The sequence below is a fragment of the Acidovorax cavernicola genome (genome assembly GCF_003581445.1).
In genome coordinates this window covers 211,248-229,444 of the sequence record NZ_QXMN01000002.1, presented here as the reverse complement: position 1 = coordinate 229,444, position 18,197 = coordinate 211,248, and the positions used below count along the sequence as shown (strand labels likewise).

Genomic DNA, 18,197 nt, shown 5'->3' with positions numbered 1-18,197 from the left:
GGAGGTGGGGTCTGGATTACCAGAGCTTCCACCACGGGTCGTCCTTGCCCTTGAAGCCGTTGGCCAGGTAGGAGCTCTGCGGGTAGTTGGTGGTCAGCACGCGTTGCGCATCGTCGCGCAGGTCCTTCATGCCGAGCGCGTCGTACGACTTGACCATGATGTACAGGGCTTCTTCGAGCGCCGGCACTTCGCGGTAGTCGGCCAGCGCGATCTGCGCCCGGTTGATAGCCGCCAGGTAGGCGCCGCGCGAGTAGTAGTAGCGCGCCACGTGAACCTCGTACTGCGCGAGCGAGTTCACGATGTAATTCATGCGCTGGCGTGCGTCGGGCGCATAGCGCGACTCGGGGAAGCGCGTCACGAGTTCGCGGAAGGATTCGAACGACTCCTTGGCGGCCTTCTGGTCGCGCTCGGACAGGTCCTGGCGCGTCAGGAACGCGAACATGCCCAGGTCGTCGTTGAAGTTGATCACGCCCTTCAGGTAGAGCGCGTAGTCGAACGCCGGGCTGGCCGGGTGCAGCTTCATGAAGCGGTCGAGCGTGGCGATGGCGTTGGCCTTTTCGCCGGCCTTGTGCTGGGCATAGGCCTTTTCGAGCTGGGCCTGCTGGGCCAGCGGCGTGCCGGCGGCACGGCCTTCGAGCTTTTCGTACAGCGGCACCGCCTTGTCGTAGGCGCCGGAGCCGACTTCGTCCTTGGCTTCCGAGTAGATGCGGTTGGGGCTCCAGTTCGCGGTCTTGTCTTCCTTGGTGGTGGAGCCGCAGCCGGCGACGAGAAGGGCCGCCGCGCTGAGCGCGATCCAGGCAGGGACCGATAATTTGGCGCGAAACATCACATACGGCTTTCGTGAAACAGTTGCCCTCAATTATATCGACCGACCCCCTGGCCGATCCCCCGGAATCGGCCGAACCTGAAGAGGGCGCCGATCCCGCGGAGTCCAGCGAGCTGCGGCCCTTCGCCATCGACCAGGCGCAGCACGGCCAGCGACTCGACCGCGCGCTGGCTGCGCTGGTCCCCGAGTTCTCGCGCAGTTACCTTCAGCAACTCATTGAGGCCGGCGCCGTCGAGTTGCAAGGGCGCACGCTCACCAAGGTTTCTGCCACGGTGCGGGCGGGCCAGTCGGGGCGCATCGAGCTGCGGCCCACGCCCCAGAGCCAGGCCTTCCGGCCCGAGGCGATGGACCTGGTGACGGTGCATGAAGACGAGCACCTGCGGATCATCGACAAGCCGGCCGGCCTCGTGGTGCACCCGGCGCCGGGCCACTGGAGCGGCACGCTGCTGAACGGCCTGCTGGCGCTCGATCCGAAGGCCGTGCTGCTGCCGCGCGCGGGCATCGTGCACCGCCTGGACCGCGACACCAGCGGCCTGATGGTGGTGGCGCGCACTCGTGCCGCGATGGACGCCATGGTGGCGCTGATCGCCGCGCGCGACGTGAAGCGGCAATATCTGGCGATGGGACACAAGGCCTGGGAGGGCTCTGCGGCCCGGCAGGTCGATGCGCCGATCGGACGCGATCCGCGCAACCGGCTGCGCATGGCCGTGGTGGACCTGGAGCGCCATGCAGGCAAGACCGCGCGCACGCTGATCGAGCGGCTCGACAGCCACACCGACGGCTGCGTGGTGCGCTGCACACTCGAAACCGGCCGCACCCATCAGATTCGCGTGCATATGGCGTCGATCGGCCATCCGCTGGTGGGGGATGCGCTCTATGGCGGCGCGCCGGCGGCGGGCCTGACGCGACAGGCGCTGCACGCGTTCCGGCTGGCGTTCGTGCATCCCGTCACGCAGCAGCCCATGGAGTTCCGTTCGCCGCCGCCGCCCGATCTGGCGCAGGCTTTGCAGACGTGGGGGCTGGACTACAATCGCGCCTGACGGCCCGAGGGCCGCGCCGGCCAACCGATGCCGGCCTTGCGTTGCACTCGCCGCGTGCCGGCAACGCCTACTCCTTCCATCCATCTGAACAAGCGTCGCCAGGGCGCCTTTTTCCGGATAACGCGAACCATGAATACGGCGGATGCCAAGCGCATTCTCGAAACCGCCTTGATCTGTTCGAGCCAGCCGCTGCCGGTGCGCGATATGCGCGTGCTGTTCGACGACGAGCTGGGCGTGGACACCATCAAGGTGCTGTTGCTCGAACTGCAGGAAGACTGGGCGCAACGCGGCCTGGAGCTGGTGAGCGTCGGCAGTGGCTGGCGTTTCCAGAGCCGGCCCGAGATGCGCGACCACCTCGACCGCCTGCACCCCGAGAAGCCGCCGCGCTACACGCGCGCCGCGCTCGAGACGCTGGCCATCATTGCCTACCGGCAGCCGGCCACGCGCGGCGACATGGAAGACATTCGCGGCGTCACGATCAACTCCCTGATCCTGAAACAGCTCGAAGACCGCGGCTGGGTCGAGGTGATCGGCCATCGTGAGACGGTCGGCCGGCCCGCGCTCTATGCGACCACCCGCCAGTTTCTCGACGACCTCGGCCTGGCTTCGCTCGACCAGCTGCCTCTGGTGGAAACGCCTGCGCAGCAGGCGGCGCTGGTCGACGCATTGCAGCAGGCCTCGGGCGACCAGCCGGGGCTGCCGATGGATGGCGACGGGGTGCAAGATGCCGTCGCACAAGAGGCCGTTTCTGAATTTGCAGACGCGGAAGCCCCGCCAGACGTGCAATCCGAGCTTGCCGTGGTCGACGTGACACCCGAGTCCGCCGAACTGGCCGAGGTTGTCTCGACCGATGCGGCGGAGTTCGCCGAAGAGGTGGTGGCGATCACGGAGGGTGATGAAGCCGCTGAGCCGGCAGATGGCGCCTCGCCGGCGCCCGAGCCGGCAACCGGCGAGTTGCCTGCCGAACCCGAAGTGGCCGATGTGCCCGAACCCGAATCCGATGTTCCGTCCCCCGCCGCGGACGAGACCGACCCTCACGACCCCCACGCCGTTTCTCCCGGAAAAATCCCATGAGCTCACCCGACACCGACGACGCAGCGAAGCTGCCGGTCGACCCCGAAGTCAAGAAACGGAAGCGGGCAGCCGCGCCCAAGAAGGTGGCGGAAGTTGCTATTGAATCTGTAGCGGAGCCTGTAGAGCCGGCAGAGAGCGAGGCCGAGGCGGCGCCGAAGAAGCCGCGCGCGCCTCGCAAGAAGAAGGTGGTCGAAGCGCCGGCTGCCGACGTGCAGCTGGAAGGCGCGCCGGAAGCCGCGCCCGTTGTGGAGGCTCCCGCGACTGTCGAGTCCGAGGCGGCCCCCGTGATTGCTGAAGCCGCGACGGCTGCCGAGGACGAACCGGCGCAGACCCAGCGCCCCCAAGCATCCCAGGCGGTACAAGACGACGACAGCTCGGATGACGAAGGCGACGAGGAAGACGAGCCCGACGAAGAGGAGGACGACCTCGATCGCGCCCGTCGCGCCGCCGAGCGCGAGCAGCGCAACGCGCCGCCGCCCGAGCCCATTCGCTTTGCCGACGTCATTTCCGGCCAGTTCGACGCCGACGAAGAGAGCCCCGAGGTGCCGCCGCTCAAGCGCGTGCTGCTGCCCGAAGCCGATTCGCCCAAGCTGCACAAGGTGCTGGCGCAGGCCGGTCTCGGTTCACGCCTCGAGATGGAGCAACTGATTCTGCAGGGGCGCATCTCGGTCAACAACGAGCCGGCCCATATCGGCCAGCGCATCCAGTTCGGCGACCAGGTCAAGATCAACGGCAAGCCCATCCGCTACCGCATCGCACCGCCGCCGCCGCGCGTGATCGCGTACCACAAGCCCGTGGGCGAGGTCGTCACGCACGACGATCCGCAGAACCGGCCCACCGTGTTCCGCAAGCTGCCGCGCCTGCACCAGGGCAAGTGGCAGTCGGTCGGCCGGCTCGACCTGAACACCGAAGGCCTGCTGCTGTTCAGCAGCTCCGGCGATCTGGCCAACCAGCTCATGCACCCGCGTTTCGGTCTGGAGCGCGAGTACGCGGTGCGTGTGCTGGGCGCGCTCACCGGCGAAGAAAAGCAGAAGCTGCTCGACGGCGTGCGCCTCGACGACGGCATGGCGCAGTTCGGCACCATCGAGGACGGTGGTGGTGAAGGCTCCAACTGCTGGTACCGCGTGACCATTTCCGAGGGGCGCAACCGTGAGGTGCGTCGCCTGTTCGAGTCGGTGGGCCATGCGGTCAGCCGGCTGATCCGCATCCGCTACGGCGCGATGGTGTTGCCGCGCGGTCTCAAGCGCGGTGCCTGGATGGAGCTCGACGAGCGTGATATTCAGGCGCTGTTCCAGGCTTCCGGTGGTGCGCAGGCGCGCCCGCAGCAGCGTGGTCCGGGCGGTCCGGAGGGCGGTGGTCGCAACGGTCGGAACAAGAAGCGCCGTGGCAACAACAACCGCAACGCCAACAACAATGGCGGCATGGGCGGCGGCCAGCCGCGTGAAGCGCGCGGCGAGGGTCGCGAAGCGCCGATCCCGAGCCCGCTGGGCGATGGACGCTCGCCGCGTGGCGAGCGCGGTGGACGCGGCCCCAACCGGGGCGGCGGCAACGGCGGTCCGCAGCAACAGGGGCGCCGCGGCAATGCGGGTCCTGGCAATCGTCAGGGTGGCCAGGGGCAGGGCGGAGGCAACCGATCGGCGGGAGGCGGTGGTGGCGGTGCGAACCAACCCGATCCGATGAAGACCTCGCTCGGTTACATCGGCGCCGACAGTTTCTCGCGCCAGCGCAAGGAACAACGCGGTGGCCCAGGGCGTCGCGGCGGTGGTGGCGGCTCGCAAGGTGGCGGTGGAGGTTTTGGCGGTGGTGGCGGCGGACGCCGTCGCGGACGCTGAAAACCAGCCGCCTCAGCGCGGCCTTTCGCGGGGTTTTCACCAATCCCGAAGGTCGCGCCGGTTAAAATCAGAGGCTTTGTCGACGTGCCACGAAACAATCTCGTTGCAGTTGTGACAAAACACTTCAAAATCAAAGCTCAGGAAGCATTTCAATGGCTATCGAACGTACCCTCTCCATCATCAAGCCCGACGCCGTCGCCAAGAACGTCATCGGCAAGATCGTTTCCCGCTTCGAGGCTGCCGGCCTCAAGATCGTTGCTGCCAAGCTGGTTCACCTGTCGCGCAACGAAGCCGAACAGTTCTACTCGGTGCACAAGGAGCGTCCCTTCTTCAAGGACCTCGTCGAGTTCATGATCTCGGGCCCCGTGTTCGTGCAAGTGCTCGAAGGCGAAAACGCCATTGCCAAGAACCGTGACCTGATGGGCGCCACGGACCCGAAGAAGGCAGCCGCCGGCACCATCCGCGCCGACTTCGCCGACAGCATCGACGCCAACGCCGTGCACGGTTCGGACGCGCCCGAAACGGCTGCCAACGAAGTGTCGTTCTTCTTCGCCGGCCTCAACGTCTACGCACGTTGAAGCCGTTTCTCGCCTGAATTCATGACCACGGCCAATCTGCTCGAATTCGATCTCGACGGGTTGGCTGCGTTCTGCGAAAAACTCGGCGAGAAAAAATTCCGCGCCACGCAGCTGTTTCGCTGGATCCACCAGCGTGGCGCCAGCGACTTCACCCAGATGACCGATCTGGCGAAGTCGCTGCGCGAGAAGCTCGCGACCACCGCGCGCGTGGAGGCCCTGTCGGTCCTCACGCAGCATGAATCCAAGGACGGCACGATCAAGTGGCTGTTCGACGTCGGCGGCGGCGATGCGGTCGAGGCCGTGTTCATCCCCGAAGACGATCGCGGCACGCTGTGCGTGTCGTCGCAGGCCGGTTGCGCCGTAGGCTGCCGCTTTTGCTCGACCGGGCATCAGGGCTTCAGCCGCAACCTCACCACGGGCGAAATCATCGCCCAGTTCTGGTTTGCAGAGCACTTCCTGCGCAAGCACCTGAAGCGTGACGAGCGCGTCATCTCCAACGTGGTGATGATGGGCATGGGCGAGCCGCTGCAGAACTACTCGGCGCTGGTGCCCGCATTGCGCACCATGCTCGACGACAACGCCTACGGGCTGTCGCGTCGCCGTGTCACGGTGTCGACTTCCGGCGTGGTGCCGATGATCGATCGCCTGGGCACCGATTGCGCCGTGGCCATGGCCGTCTCGCTGCATGCGCCGAACGATGCGCTGCGCGACGACCTCGTGCCGCTCAATCGCAAGTACCCGATCGCCGAGCTGCTCGAGGCCTGCAAGCGCTACCTCGCGCATGCGCCGCGTGACTTCATCACCTTCGAATACTGCATGCTCGACGGGGTCAACGACCAGCCTGAGCACGCACAGCAACTGATCGAACTCGTGCGCACCCATGGGGTCTCGTGCAAGTTCAACCTGATTCCGTTCAACCCGTTTCCGGCGTCGGGCCTGCTGCGCTCGCCGCAACCGCGCGTGCTGGCCTTTGCCCGTGCGCTGAGCGAGGCGGGCCTCGTGACGACCGTGCGCAAGACGCGCGGCGACGACATCGACGCCGCCTGCGGGCAGCTCGCCGGCGACGTCAAGGACCGCACCCGCGCGGCCGAGCGCATGGCGCAGCGTCGTGCGGCGGTGGCCGAGCGCCCCGTCGTCCTGCACCCGGCGCGCGCCAAGACCCCCAAGACCACCGTTCCCCAGGAGCATTGACGCAATGAGCATGGCCTTTCCGACGACGACCGCGAGCGTGCAGCGAGTGCTGGGCGCAGGCATCGCGAGCGTCGCCGTGGCGTTTCTTCTCGCGGGCTGCGTCAACACGCGAACCACCACCACCGGGCTTGTCGGCAGCGGTGCCGACAGCGGCACCACCGTCGTGACCGACCAGGACGAAAACAACCGTCGGCGCGCCCGCCTGCGGATGGAACTGGCCGCGGGCTACTTCGAACAGGGGCAGACCTCGGTCGCCCTCGAGGAAATCAAGCAGGTCTTGTCCATCGATCCGAACTACGCCGACGCCTACAACCTGCGCGGCCTAGTCTACATGCGGCTCGACGACGCTGGCCTGGCCGAAGACAGCTTCCGGCGCGCGGTCGCGATCAACCCCCGCGACGCCAACACGCGGCACAACTATGGCTGGCTGCTGTGCCAGCAGAACCGCTACGGCGACGCCGCGCAGCAGTTTGCCGCGGCGCTGGCAGTGCCCAGCTATGCCGATCGCGCCAAGACGCTCATGACCCAGGGGGTCTGCGAACTCAAGGCGGGCCAGCGCCAGCAGGCCGAACGCAGCCTGACGCAGGCTTACGAACTCGACGCCGGCAATCCGGTGATCGGCTTCAACCTGGCGTCGGTGCTGGCGCAGCGCGAAGAATGGTCGCGCGCGCAGTTCTATATCCGCCGTGTCAACAACAGCCCGTCGGCCAATGCCGAGACGCTCTGGCTCGGCATCAAGATCGAACGGAAGCTCAATAACCGCGAGGCTGTCGCGCAGCTGGGCGGTCAACTGCAACGACGTTTCCCTCAATCGCGGGAGGCACTGGCGTACGAGCGCGGGAATTTCAATGACTGAACGGGTTTCGGAGTTCGGGACGTCCGCGGCGCTGCCGCTGGCAGAGGGCGACGTCGCGCACAAGACGGCCGGCGACATGCTGCGCGAGGCGCGTGAAGCGCACGGGCTGCACATCGAGATGGTGGCCGCTGCGCTCAAGGTGCCGCCGCAGAAGCTGCTCGCGCTCGAGGCCGACGACATCGCTTCGCTGCCCGACCCCGTGTTCGCCCGGGCCCTGGCCAGCAGCGTCTGCCGCGCGCTGCGCATCGATCCGGCGCCCGTGCTCGCCAAGTTGCCGGGCGCACAACGCGCACCGTTGGCCGAAACCAATCGCACGCTGAGCGCCCGCGTGGTCTCCGACACGCCGCGCTGGAATGGGGGACGCTCTGGCGGCCTGCCGTCGCGCGCGCTGTTGACGGTCGTGGTCCTGCTGCTGATCGGCGCCGGCGTGCTGTTCTGGATGCCGCAATCGGCGTTCGACCAGATCGGCGCCTCCGTCACGCGGCTGACTGCAAAGAACGACGCGGAGACCATGCCGCCCGCCGATCCGGCTGGCGTTTCCGAGCCTGTGCCAACACAGGCCGTGGCGCCGACCGGTCCGGTCACCGCCGCACCGGTCGTTGGCGCCGTGGCGCCCGTGCCGGCGGCTCCGGCCTCCGCACCCATGGCGGCCGTGGCCAGCACCAGCACCGCCAGCAGCCAGCAGCTCGTCTTCGTGGCGCGCGAGGAATGCTGGATCACCGTCACCGAGGCCGGCGGCAAGCAGTTGCTGCGCCGTAGTCTGCAGGTGGGCGAGACGGTTGGGCTGTCGGGCACGCTGCCGCTGTCCGTGGTGGTGGGGCGTGCATCTGCGGTCGATGTGCAGGTGAACGGAAAGCCCTACGATCTGAAGCCTGTCACCCGCGGAGGCGGCGTGGCGCGTTTCGAGGTGAAATCGTGACCGACTGCACTCCCCAACCCATCGAATCGGCCGCGCCCAAGGCGCGGCGCTCGCGCCAGGCCAGCGTGGTCTGGGGACCGCGCACGGTCACGGTGGGGGGCGACGCGCCCACGCGCGTGCAGTCGATGACCAACACCGACACGGTCGATGCCATCGGCACCGCGATCCAGGTCAAGGAACTCGCCATTGCGGGTTCCGAGATGGTCCGCATCACGGTCAACACGCCCGAAGCCGCCGCGCAGGTGCCGTACATCCGCGAGCAACTCGACCGCATGGGCATCGACGTGCCGCTGATCGGCGATTTCCACTACAACGGTCACCGCCTGCTCACCGACTATCCGGCTTGCGCCGAGGCGCTGAGCAAGTACCGCATCAACCCCGGCAACGTGGGCAAGGGCGACAAGAAGGACAAGCAGTTCGGCCAGATGATCGACGCTGCCATGCGCTGGAACAAGCCGGTGCGCATCGGCGTGAACTGGGGCAGCCTCGATCAGGAACTGCTCGCCAGCCTGATGGACACCAACAGCCAGCGTGCCACCCCTTGGGACGCCAAGCAGGTGATGTACGAGGCGCTGATTACCTCGGCCATCGAATCCGCCAAGCTGGCCGAATCGATGGGCATGGCCGGCAACCAGGTCATCCTGTCGTGCAAGGTGAGCGGCGTGCAGGACCTGATCTCGGTCTACCGCGAACTCGCGCGGCGCTGCGACAACCCGCTGCACCTGGGTCTGACCGAAGCCGGCATGGGCACCAAGGGCACGGTGGCGTCGGCCACGGCGCTGTCGATCCTGCTGCAGGAGGGCATCGGCGACACGATTCGCGTGTCGCTCACGCCGCAGCCGGGCGAGTCGCGCACGCAGGAAGTGGTGATCGCCAATGAAATCCTGCAGGCCCTGGGCCTGCGTGTGTTCGTGCCGAGCGTCACCGCCTGCCCAGGCTGTGGCCGCACTACGAGCACCACGTTCCAGGAGCTTGCCAAGCAGATCGACGACTACCTGCGCCAGCAGATGCCGGTCTGGCGCAACAAGTACCCGGGCGTCGAGACGCTGAAGGTGGCCGTCATGGGCTGCATCGTCAACGGCCCCGGCGAGAGCAAGCACGCCGACATCGGCATCAGCCTTCCCGGTACCGGCGAAGCGCCGGCCGCCCCGGTCTTCATCGACGGCGAAAAGGCCCTCACACTGCGCGGCGACAATATCGCCCACGAGTTTCACCAGCTCGTCGAAACCTACATCGAAAAGCGCTTCGGCAGCGAGCACGCTGCCCTGGCCTGACACCTCCGCAGACTCATGGCTGAAAAACTGAATGCCGTCAAAGGCATGAACGACATATTGCCGCCCGAATCGGCGCGCTGGGAGTGGCTCGAAGCCATCGTGCGCGACCTGATGGGGCGCTTTGCGTACCGCAACGTCCGCACCCCGATCCTGGAGCACACGGCGTTGTTCGTGCGCGGCATCGGCGAGGTGACGGACATCGTCGAGAAGGAGATGTACGCCTTTGAGGACCGATCGGACAAGCATGGGCAGGCCGAGCATTTGGCGATGCGGCCGGAGAACACGGCCGGCCTCGTGCGCGCCGTGATCGAGCACAACATGCTCTACGAAGGCCCCAAGCGCCTCTGGTACACGGGACCGATGTTCCGCCGCGAAAAGCCGCAGCGTGGGCGTTTCCGCCAGTTCCACCAGATCGGCGCCGAGGCGCTCGGCTTCGCTGGCCCGGACGTCGATGCCGAGTTGATCCTACTGGCCACCGCGCTGTGGAAGGCCATCGGGCTGACCGATGTGCGCCTGGAGCTCAACAGCCTCGGCCAGCCGGCCGAGCGCGCACTGCACCGCGCCCAGCTCATCGCCCACTTCGAGCAGCACGCCGACAAGCTCGACGAGGATGGCAAGCGACGGTTGCACAGCAATCCGCTACGCATCCTGGATACGAAAAATCCGGCGATGAAGGACGTCGTCGAGTCGGCGCCGAAGCTGATCGATTTCCTGGGTGCCGAATCCCTGGCGCACTTCGAGGGACTGCAGGCCATCCTCAAGGCCAACGACATCGCTTTCACGATCAATCCGCGCCTTGTGCGCGGGCTCGACTACTACAACCTCACGGTGTTCGAGTTCGTGACCGACCGTCTCGGTGCGCAGGGCACGGTGTGCGCCGGTGGCCGCTATGACGACCTGATCGCGCAGATCGGCGGCAAGCCGGCGCCCGCCGTGGGCTGGGCCATCGGCGTCGAGCGTGTGCTCGACCTGCTGAAGGAGCAGGGCGCCGAAGTACCCGCGCCGGTGCCCGATGCCTATGCCGTCGTACCCGACGCTGCGTCGATGCCCGTCGTGCTGCGCGCCTTGCAGCAATTGCGCGAAACCGGCGTGCGCGTGCAGATGCACGCCAGCACCGTCGACGGCCTTGCGAGCTTCAAGGCGCAGATGCGCAAGGCGGACGCCAGCGGCGCCGCCTACGCCCTGATCTTCGGCGCCGATGAACTCGCACGCGGTGAAGTGACTCTCAAGGCCTTGCGTGACGCCAGCGTCGCGCAGTCCGCCCGTTCACTTGCTGAAGTGACCACCTGGGCCGCCACCCTACAATCGCCGGCTCCCAACCTCTGACAGCGCATGGCCACCCATCTCGACCTCGAAGAACAGGAACAGCTCGACCAGCTCAAGCATTTCTGGAACACCTACGGCACCCTGATCACCTGGGTCGTGCTGCTCGTCGCCGGCGCCTTCGTGGCCTGGAATGGATGGCAGTACTACCAGCGCACCAAGGCTGGCCAGGCAGCGGCCCTCTATGACGAGGTCGAGCGCAGCACCCAATCTGGTGACGTCGAGCGCATCCGGCGCGTGATGACCGACATGAAGGATCGTTTCGCGGGCACCGCCTACGCGCAACAGGCCGGCCTGCTGGTCGCCAAGACCCTGTTCGACAAGGGCAACGTCGACGGCTCGCGCGAAGCGCTGGGCTGGGTGGCACAGAACGCAGTCGACCCGGGCTACCAGGCCATCGCGAAGCTGCGGCTCGCGGCGGAACTGCTCGATGCCAAGTCCTACGACGAAGCGCTCAAGCAACTCGACGGCAAGGTGCCCACTGAATTCGAACCGCTGGTGGCCGACCGCAAGGGCGACATCTACATGGCGCAGGGCAAGCGTGACGAGGCACAGGCCGAGTACCGCAAGGCCTGGACCGGCCTCGGTGCCGGCTCGGACTACCGCCGGCTGGTCGAGATCAAGCTCAACGCGGTCGGTGTCGACCCGAAGACCCTGGCGCCGACCGTCACCGTGACGCCCGCCGTCCCCAAGAACTCCTGATCGCACACCTCCCATGAATTTCAAGCGTTTCAAGCCTGAATCGACCGCCCTGCGCGCGGGTTCTGCTCTTGTTCTGGTAGCGCTGCTGGCTGCCTGCTCGGGCTCCGGCAAGCCGAAGCCCGCCGAGTTGCCGGCCAACCCGTCCCTGATGGGCGTGCGCCAGGCCTGGAACGTGCGGATTCCAGGGGTCGAATTCCCGCTCACCGCCGATGTCAGTGGCGACATCGTGACCGTGGCAGGCAGCGACGGCACCGTGGTCGCCATCGACGCCCGCGCTGGTCGCGAGACCTGGCGCGCCAGCGCCGGCGCGCCGCTCGCGGCAGGCGTTGGCAGCGACGGTTCGCTGACGGCCGTGGTCACCACCAACAATGAAGTGGTCGCCATCGAAAACGGCAAGGTGCTGTGGAAGCAGCGCCTGTCGGCCCAGGCCTTCACCGCGCCGTTGGTGGCCGGCCGCCGCGTCTTCGTGCAGACCGCCGACCGCAGCGTCAGCGCCTGGGATGGCCAGAGTGGCCGTCGCCTGTGGCAGCAGCAGCGCCCGGGTGAGAACCTCGTGCTGCGCAAGTCGGGTGTGCTGATCGCGGTGGGCGATACGCTGGTTGCGGGTCTGGGTGGCCGTCTGGTCGGCATGAACCCGGGCAACGGCAGCTCGCGCTGGGAAGCCCCCATCGCCGCTCCGCGCGGCACGAACGACGTGGAACGTCTGGTCGACCTGACCGGCAGCGTGAGCCGCTATGGCGACACGGTCTGCGCGCGCGCCTATTACGCCAGCGTCGGCTGCGTCGACACCCTGCGCGGCCAGCTGCTCTGGAGCAAGCCGGCCTCGGGCGCCGACGGCGTGAGCGGCGACGAGCGTTTTCTCTACGGCACTGAATCCGACGGCAGCGTCACCGCCTGGCGTCGTGCCGACGGTGAACGCGCCTGGCAGATGAGCCGCCTGAAGAACCGCGATCTGACCGCGCCGCTGGCCGTGGGCCGCTCGCTGATCATCGGCGAGAGCACCGGTACGCTGCACTTCGTGTCGCGTGAAGACGGTGCGCTGCTCAACCGCGTCACGCCCGACGGTTCGGCCATCACCGTGACCCCTGTTCTGGCAGGCAACACGGTGGTCGTCGTGACTGCCAAGGGCGGCGTGTTCGGCTACCGCCCTGAATAATCATTTCTTCTCTTTCTCTCACTTCCAAGGCCCGACCATGAAAACCGCGCCCTCGAAAGGCCGGCCATGAAGCCGGTCGTGGCCCTGGTCGGCCGTCCCAACGTCGGCAAGTCGACGCTCTTCAATCGCCTGACCCAGACGCGCGACGCCATCGTCGCCGACTTCGCCGGCCTCACGCGCGACCGCCACTACGGCAACGGTCGCCTGGGCAAGCACGAGTTCATCGTGATCGACACCGGCGGCTTCGAGCCCGACGCCGGCAGCGGCATTTACAAGGAAATGGCCAAGCAGACGCGGCAGGCCGTGGCCGAGGCCGACGTCGTGATCTTCGTGGTCGATGCCCGCGAAGGCCTCTCGGCTCAAGACCACGACATCGCCAACGAGCTGCGCCGGCTGGGCAAGCCCTGCGTGCTGGCCGCCAACAAGGCCGAAGGCATGCACGACGGCACCAAGCTGGTCGACTTCTACGAGCTGGGCTTCGGCGACGTGCATGGCGTGTCGGCGGCGCACGGGCAGGGCATGCGCGACCTCGTCGAGCTGGCGCTCGCGCCGCTGAACCTGGCCGACCCGGACGACGAGGAAGATGAAGACGACGTCAACAAGCCGATCAAGCTGGCGGTTGCCGGCCGGCCCAACGTCGGCAAGTCCACGCTGATCAACACCTGGCTGGGCGAAGAGCGCCTGGTGGCCTTCGACATGCCCGGTACGACGCGTGACGCCATCTCCGTGCCCTTCGAGCGAAACGGCCAGCGTTTCGAGCTGATCGACACCGCCGGCCTGCGCCGCAAGGGCAGGGTGTTCGAAGCGATCGAGAAGTTCTCGGTGGTCAAGACGCTGCAGGCCATCGAATCGGCCAATGTCGTGCTGCTGCTGCTCGATGCAACGCAAGGTGTGACCGATCAGGATGCACACATCGCCGGCTACATTCTTGAAAGCGGTCGCGCGGTGGTGATCGCCATCAACAAATGGGATGCCGTCGACAGCTACCAGCGCGAGCAGATCCAGCGGCAAATTGAAACGCGGTTGCCGTTCCTCAAGTTCGCGTCATTGCATTTCATCTCGGCCATCAAGCGCCAGGGCCTCGGTCCGGTGTGGCAGGCGATTGCGCAGGCTCACAAGTCGGCCACGCGCAAGATGTCGACGCCGGTGCTGACGCGCCTGTTGCTGGAGGCGGTTCAATTCCAGGCACCCCAGCGCGGCGGCATGTTCCGGCCCAAGCTGCGCTATGCGCACCAGGGCGGCATGAATCCGCCGGTGATCATCATCCACGGCAATTCGCTCGAGCACGTGACCGATGCTTACAAGCGGTTCCTGGAAGGGCGTTTTCGCAAGGAATTCGATCTCGTGGGCACGCCCTTGCGGATCCAGTTCAAAAGCTCGCAGAATCCGTTTGTCGACAAGGACAACTGAGGGTGCTTGGCTGCTGATGGCAGCCGATGAGTTGCAGCAGGAGTGGAAGTTCCGCCTTTTGAGAACCGTTATTTTCTCAAGGCTTTTGGCCCCGATTGCTGCGGCGCAGAAACCCTGTGTTAAGGTCATCTCTCCAACAACTACTCTTGAACACGGAGAATATCGTGAGCAATAAAGGGCAACTTCTGCAAGACCCGTTTCTGAACACCTTGCGTCGCGAGCATGTGCCGGTTTCCATTTATTTGGTGAACGGCATCAAGCTGCAAGGCCAGATCGAGTCCTTCGATCAATACGTCGTGTTGCTTCGCAATACAGTGACGCAAATGGTCTACAAGCACGCCATTTCCACCATCGTGCCGGGTCGTGCCGTCAACTTCTCGGCCAACGAGAACGACGACGCCGCCGCCTGATCGCGCGGAGCGCGGCGGCAACCCCGCCGCGCTTTTTCCATATTCTGATTCCGCTTGTCTGATTCGATCCCCCGCCAGGAAGGCGCCGCCGTTCTCGTCGGCGTCGATTTCGGGCTGCCTCATTTCGACAGCGAGCTCGAAGAACTCGGTCTGCTCGCGCAGACCGCGGGCCTGACGCCTGTCGCCCGCCTGGCCTGCAAGCGCAAGGCGCCTGATGCGGCGCTTTTCGTGGGGAGCGGCAAGGCCGAAGAGATCAAGGAGCTCGCCGCCATGTACCGGGCGAGCGAGGTCATCTTCGACCAGTCCTTGAGTCCTGCGCAGCAGCGCAATCTCGAACGCCAGCTCGATGTCGCGGTCTACGACCGTACCTTCCTCATCCTCGAGATATTCGCCCAACGCGCCCGCTCGCATGAGGGCAAGTTGCAGGTCGAACTGGCTCGCCTGCAGTACCTGAGCACGCGGCTGGTTCGTCGCTGGTCCCACTTGGAGCGCCAGACCGGCGGTGCAGGTGTGCGCGGCGGCCCCGGCGAAAAGCAGATCGAGCTCGATCGCCGCATGATCAACGAGTCGATCAAGCGCACGCGTGAGCGTCTCGCCAAGGTGCAGAAGCAGCGCAGCACGCAACGTCGCCAGCGCGAGCGCCGCGAGACCTTCAACATGTCGCTCGTCGGCTACACCAACGCCGGCAAGTCGTCGATCTTCAATGCGATGGTCAAGGCCCGCGCCTATGCGGCCGACCAGTTGTTCGCCACGCTCGACACCACCACCCGCAATCTCTACCTGGGCGATGCGCGCCGGCAGGTGTCGATTTCCGACACGGTGGGCTTCATTCGCGACTTGCCGCACGGTCTGGTCGATGCGTTCAAAGCCACCTTGCAAGAGGCGGTCGATGCCGACCTGCTTTTGCACGTGATCGACGCCTCCAATCCGCACTACCCGGAGCAGATGGCCGAGGTCCAGTCGGTGCTGCAGGACATCGGTGCAGGGGACGTGCCGCAACTGCTGGTGTTCAACAAGCTCGACGCCCTTGAAAGCGCGCAACATCCGCTGCATCTGCAGGACGAGATGGAAATCGACGGCGTGCAGGTTCCCCGCATCTTCCTCAGCGCCAGGACCGGCGAGGGCCTGCCGTTGCTGCGAGCCGAACTGGCCCGGCAGTCGGGGTCCGTCGTCGATACGATGACCCCTGAGGCGGACGCTGAATTGCACGATGCCGCCCCTTGATTGGGCACAATCCCGCCACTGACACGAGAACGAAGCGAATGAATGCAAAGCCAGCGCGGAGAGGGTTTCTGGGCATGTTCAACCTGAACGATGGCCGGTGGGGTCGCGGCGACGAGCCGTCCTCCAACGGCGATCGCCCGGCCGGCAACCGCCCGCCCGATGCCGATCCCCCCGGCGCCCCGATCCCGCCGCCTTCGAGCGGCAACCAGAACAACAACGGCAACCGCCCGCGCGGCCAGGGCCCGAACCAGGGCCCGCCCGACCTCGACGAACTCTGGCGCGACCTCAATCGCAAGCTCGGCGGTTTCTTCGGTGGCGGCAAGGGCGGCGGCAATCGCCCGAACGGCAGCGGCGGTGGCGGCAACGGCTACAAGCCCGACATGAAGAACGCCGGCTTCGGCATCGGCCTCGTGGCCATCGTGGCGGTCCTGATCTGGCTGGGCACGGGCTTCTTCATCGTGAACGAAGGCCAGCAGGCCGTCATCACGCAGTTCGGACGCTACAAGTCGACGGTGAATGCCGGCTTCAACTGGCGCCTTCCGTACCCCATCCAGCGCCACGAAGTGGTGGTGACGACGCAGATCCGCTCCACCGACGTGGGCCGCGACGCCATCGTGCGTTCCACCGGCCTGCGCGAATCGGCCATGCTGACCGAAGACGAGAACATCGTCGAAATCAAGTTTGCCGTGCAGTACCGCCTGAGCGATGCGCGCGCCTGGCTCTACGAGAGCAAGTCGCCCGCGGAGACCATCGTGCAGGTGGCTGAAAGCTCCGTGCGCGAAGTGGTCGGCAAGATGAAGATGGACGCAGCGCTCGCTGAAGAGCGCGACCAGATCGCGCCCCGCGTGCGCGCGCTGATGCAGACCATCCTCGACCGCTACAAGGTCGGTGTCGAAGTCGTCGGCATCAATCTGCAGCAGGGCGGTGTGCGTCCGCCCGAGCAGGTGCAGGCCGCATTCGACGATGTGCTCAAGGCCGGTCAGGAGCGCGAGCGCGCCAAGAACGACGCAGAGGCCTATGCCAACAACGTCGTGCCGCTGGCCACCGGTACATCGTCACGCCTGAAGGAAGAGTCCGAGGCCTACAAGGCGCGGATCGTGGCGCAGGCGCAGGGTGATGCCGGGCGCTTCAGCTCGGTGCTGGCCGAGTACCAGAAGGCACCGCAGGTGACGCGCGACCGCATGTACACCGATGCCATGCAGCAGATCTACGCCAGCACGACCAAGGTGCTGGTCGACAGCAAGCAGGGCTCCAACCTGCTGTATCTGCCGCTCGACAAGCTGATGCAGCAAAGCGGCAATGCCGCAGCCACCCCTGTCGATGCTGCCAACCCCAACGTGGCCGGCACCGCGCCGACCCAGTCGTCGGTGATTCCGGTGGCTCCGACGACCACCGACGTGCGCGCCCGCGATGGCCGCTCGCGTGACCGCGACGTGCGCTGAGAAAGGCCCGGAACAACATGAACAGAATCGGTTTCATCGCCACCTCGGTCCTCGTCCTGCTCGTGCTGCTGAGCTCGACCCTCTTCGTGGTCGACCAGCGCCAGTTCGGCGTGGTCTATGCCCTCGGCCAGATCAAGCAGGTCATCACCGAGCCCGGCCTCAACTTCAAGCTGCCGCCGCCGTTCCAGAACGTGTCGTACATCGACAAGCGCCTGCTGACGCTGTCCAGCCTCGACACCGAGCCCATGCTCACTGCCGAAAAGCAGCGCGTGGTGATCGACTGGTACGTGCGCTGGCGCATCTCCGACCCGCAGGCCTACATCCGCAACGTCGGCCTCGACGAGAACGCGGGCGCCATGCAGCTCAACCGCGTGGTGCGCAATGCGTTCCAGGAAAACATCAACAAGCGCACCGTGCGCGACCTGATCTCGGTGCGCCGCGAGGCCCTGATGGCCGACGTGCAGCGCGAAGTGCTGGCCGTGGTGAAGGGCGCCAAGCCCTGGGGCGTCGACGTGGTCGACGTGCGGATCACCCGCGTGGACTACGTGGAAGCCATCACCGAATCGGTCTACCGCCGCATGGAAGCCGAGCGCAAGCGCGTGGCCAACGAACTGCGCTCCACCGGCACGGCCGAAGGCGAAAAGATCCGCGCCGACGCCGACCGCCAGCGCGAAGTGATTGTGGCCAATGCCTACCGCGACGCCCAGAAGATCAAGGGCGAGGGAGATGCCCAGGCCGCCGCGACCTACAGCGAGGCCTTCGGTCGCGATCCGCAGTTCGCCCAGTTCTACCGCAGCCTCGAGGCCTACAAGCAGAGCTTCAACAAGAAGAGCGACGTGATGGTGCTCGACCCGACCTCGGACTTCTTCCGCGCCATGCAGAGCTCCGGCTCGGGCGGTGCGGCGCGCAGGTAACAGCGAGCCGCCTGCGTTTTCCTGTC

The 18,197-nt window shown here is 66.3% G+C and carries 17 protein-coding genes; 16 read left to right on the top strand and 1 reads right to left on the bottom strand.

Going from position 1 to position 18,197, the window contains the following annotated elements:
- Positions 1-16: 16 nt before the first annotated feature.
- The gene (locus D3H34_RS03965; protein ID WP_119552143.1) at positions 17-826 is read right to left on the bottom strand and encodes an outer membrane protein assembly factor BamD; all 810 of its coding nucleotides are present in this window, start codon (positions 824-826) and stop codon (positions 17-19) included.
- Between the two features lie 14 nt (positions 827-840).
- On the opposite strand from D3H34_RS03965, the gene D3H34_RS03960 reads away from it, so the two are divergent.
- From D3H34_RS03960 to hflC, 16 genes are all read left to right on the top strand, one after another.
- Complete coding sequence (locus D3H34_RS03960) at positions 841-1,866, top strand: RluA family pseudouridine synthase (protein WP_434057675.1); 1,026 nt, start codon at positions 841-843, stop codon at positions 1,864-1,866.
- A gap of 129 nt (positions 1,867-1,995) precedes the next feature.
- Positions 1,996-2,940 carry an SMC-Scp complex subunit ScpB gene (scpB, locus tag D3H34_RS03955; RefSeq protein ID WP_119552142.1) on the top strand — a complete coding sequence of 315 codons (945 nt, stop codon included), beginning with the start codon at positions 1,996-1,998 and terminating at the stop codon, positions 2,938-2,940.
- Positions 2,937-4,772, top strand: a complete 1,836-nt coding sequence (locus D3H34_RS03950) for a pseudouridine synthase (RefSeq protein ID WP_119552141.1) — start codon at positions 2,937-2,939, stop codon at positions 4,770-4,772. Before scpB ends, D3H34_RS03950 begins: the two co-directional genes overlap by 4 nt.
- A 152-nt stretch (positions 4,773-4,924) precedes the next feature.
- The gene (gene ndk / locus D3H34_RS03945; protein ID WP_013542117.1) at positions 4,925-5,350 is read left to right on the top strand and encodes a nucleoside-diphosphate kinase; all 426 of its coding nucleotides are present in this window, start codon (positions 4,925-4,927) and stop codon (positions 5,348-5,350) included.
- 21 nt (positions 5,351-5,371) lie between these two features.
- On the top strand, positions 5,372-6,541 hold the full coding sequence (gene rlmN, locus D3H34_RS03940; RefSeq protein WP_119552140.1) for a dual-specificity RNA methyltransferase RlmN: 1,170 nt from the start codon (positions 5,372-5,374) through the stop codon (positions 6,539-6,541).
- A gap of 4 nt (positions 6,542-6,545) precedes the next feature.
- On the top strand, positions 6,546-7,397 hold the full coding sequence (gene pilW / locus D3H34_RS03935) for a type IV pilus biogenesis/stability protein PilW (protein WP_119552139.1): 852 nt from the start codon (positions 6,546-6,548) through the stop codon (positions 7,395-7,397).
- A complete protein-coding gene (locus tag D3H34_RS03930; RefSeq protein ID WP_119552138.1) occupies positions 7,390-8,316 on the top strand; it encodes a helix-turn-helix domain-containing protein in 927 nt (308 codons plus the stop codon). The genes pilW and D3H34_RS03930 overlap by 8 nt, the downstream gene beginning before the upstream one ends.
- Entirely contained in the window at positions 8,313-9,590 is a 1,278-nt protein-coding gene (gene ispG / locus D3H34_RS03925) for a flavodoxin-dependent (E)-4-hydroxy-3-methylbut-2-enyl-diphosphate synthase (RefSeq protein WP_119552137.1), read from the top strand. Before D3H34_RS03930 ends, ispG begins: the two co-directional genes overlap by 4 nt.
- A 15-nt stretch (positions 9,591-9,605) precedes the next feature.
- Positions 9,606-10,916: a histidine--tRNA ligase gene (gene hisS / locus D3H34_RS03920; protein WP_119552136.1), complete on the top strand. Its 1,311-nt coding sequence runs from the start codon at positions 9,606-9,608 to the stop codon at positions 10,914-10,916.
- Positions 10,917-10,922: 6 nt separating this feature from the next.
- The gene (locus D3H34_RS03915) at positions 10,923-11,615 is read left to right on the top strand and encodes a YfgM family protein (protein ID WP_119552135.1); all 693 of its coding nucleotides are present in this window, start codon (positions 10,923-10,925) and stop codon (positions 11,613-11,615) included.
- 13 nt (positions 11,616-11,628) lie between these two features.
- Entirely contained in the window at positions 11,629-12,771 is a 1,143-nt protein-coding gene (bamB, locus tag D3H34_RS03910; RefSeq protein WP_119552134.1) for an outer membrane protein assembly factor BamB, read from the top strand.
- 66 nt (positions 12,772-12,837) lie between these two features.
- A complete protein-coding gene (gene der / locus D3H34_RS03905) occupies positions 12,838-14,181 on the top strand; it encodes a ribosome biogenesis GTPase Der (protein ID WP_062480763.1) in 1,344 nt (447 codons plus the stop codon).
- A 164-nt stretch (positions 14,182-14,345) separates the two neighbouring features.
- A complete protein-coding gene (gene hfq / locus D3H34_RS03900; protein WP_056582504.1) occupies positions 14,346-14,591 on the top strand; it encodes an RNA chaperone Hfq in 246 nt (81 codons plus the stop codon).
- A 54-nt stretch (positions 14,592-14,645) separates the two neighbouring features.
- Entirely contained in the window at positions 14,646-15,815 is a 1,170-nt protein-coding gene (gene hflX / locus D3H34_RS03895; RefSeq protein WP_119552133.1) for a GTPase HflX, read from the top strand.
- A 74-nt stretch (positions 15,816-15,889) separates the two neighbouring features.
- Entirely contained in the window at positions 15,890-17,257 is a 1,368-nt protein-coding gene (gene hflK / locus D3H34_RS03890) for an FtsH protease activity modulator HflK (protein ID WP_119552132.1), read from the top strand.
- Between the two features lie 17 nt (positions 17,258-17,274).
- Positions 17,275-18,171 carry a protease modulator HflC gene (hflC, locus tag D3H34_RS03885; RefSeq protein ID WP_119552131.1) on the top strand — a complete coding sequence of 299 codons (897 nt, stop codon included), beginning with the start codon at positions 17,275-17,277 and terminating at the stop codon, positions 18,169-18,171.
- The last annotated feature ends 26 nt before the right edge of the window (positions 18,172-18,197 follow it).

Bases quoted from the DNA above. Each gene is read 5' to 3' on its own strand.
- D3H34_RS03965 (WP_119552143.1), bottom strand. From the start codon at position 826: ATGTTTCGCGCCAAATTATCGGTCCCTGCCTGGATCGCGCTCAGCGCG.
- scpB (WP_119552142.1), top strand. From the start codon at position 1,996: ATGAATACGGCGGATGCCAAGCGCATTCTCGAAACCGCCTTGATCTGT.
- D3H34_RS03950 (WP_119552141.1), top strand. From the start codon at position 2,937: ATGAGCTCACCCGACACCGACGACGCAGCGAAGCTGCCGGTCGACCCC.
- ndk (WP_013542117.1), top strand. From the start codon at position 4,925: ATGGCTATCGAACGTACCCTCTCCATCATCAAGCCCGACGCCGTCGCC.
- rlmN (WP_119552140.1), top strand. From the start codon at position 5,372: ATGACCACGGCCAATCTGCTCGAATTCGATCTCGACGGGTTGGCTGCG.
- pilW (WP_119552139.1), top strand. From the start codon at position 6,546: ATGAGCATGGCCTTTCCGACGACGACCGCGAGCGTGCAGCGAGTGCTG.
- D3H34_RS03930 (WP_119552138.1), top strand. From the start codon at position 7,390: ATGACTGAACGGGTTTCGGAGTTCGGGACGTCCGCGGCGCTGCCGCTG.
- hisS (WP_119552136.1), top strand. From the start codon at position 9,606: ATGGCTGAAAAACTGAATGCCGTCAAAGGCATGAACGACATATTGCCG.
- D3H34_RS03915 (WP_119552135.1), top strand. From the start codon at position 10,923: ATGGCCACCCATCTCGACCTCGAAGAACAGGAACAGCTCGACCAGCTC.
- bamB (WP_119552134.1), top strand. From the start codon at position 11,629: ATGAATTTCAAGCGTTTCAAGCCTGAATCGACCGCCCTGCGCGCGGGT.
- der (WP_062480763.1), top strand. From the start codon at position 12,838: ATGAAGCCGGTCGTGGCCCTGGTCGGCCGTCCCAACGTCGGCAAGTCG.
- hflK (WP_119552132.1), top strand. From the start codon at position 15,890: ATGTTCAACCTGAACGATGGCCGGTGGGGTCGCGGCGACGAGCCGTCC.
- hflC (WP_119552131.1), top strand. From the start codon at position 17,275: ATGAACAGAATCGGTTTCATCGCCACCTCGGTCCTCGTCCTGCTCGTG.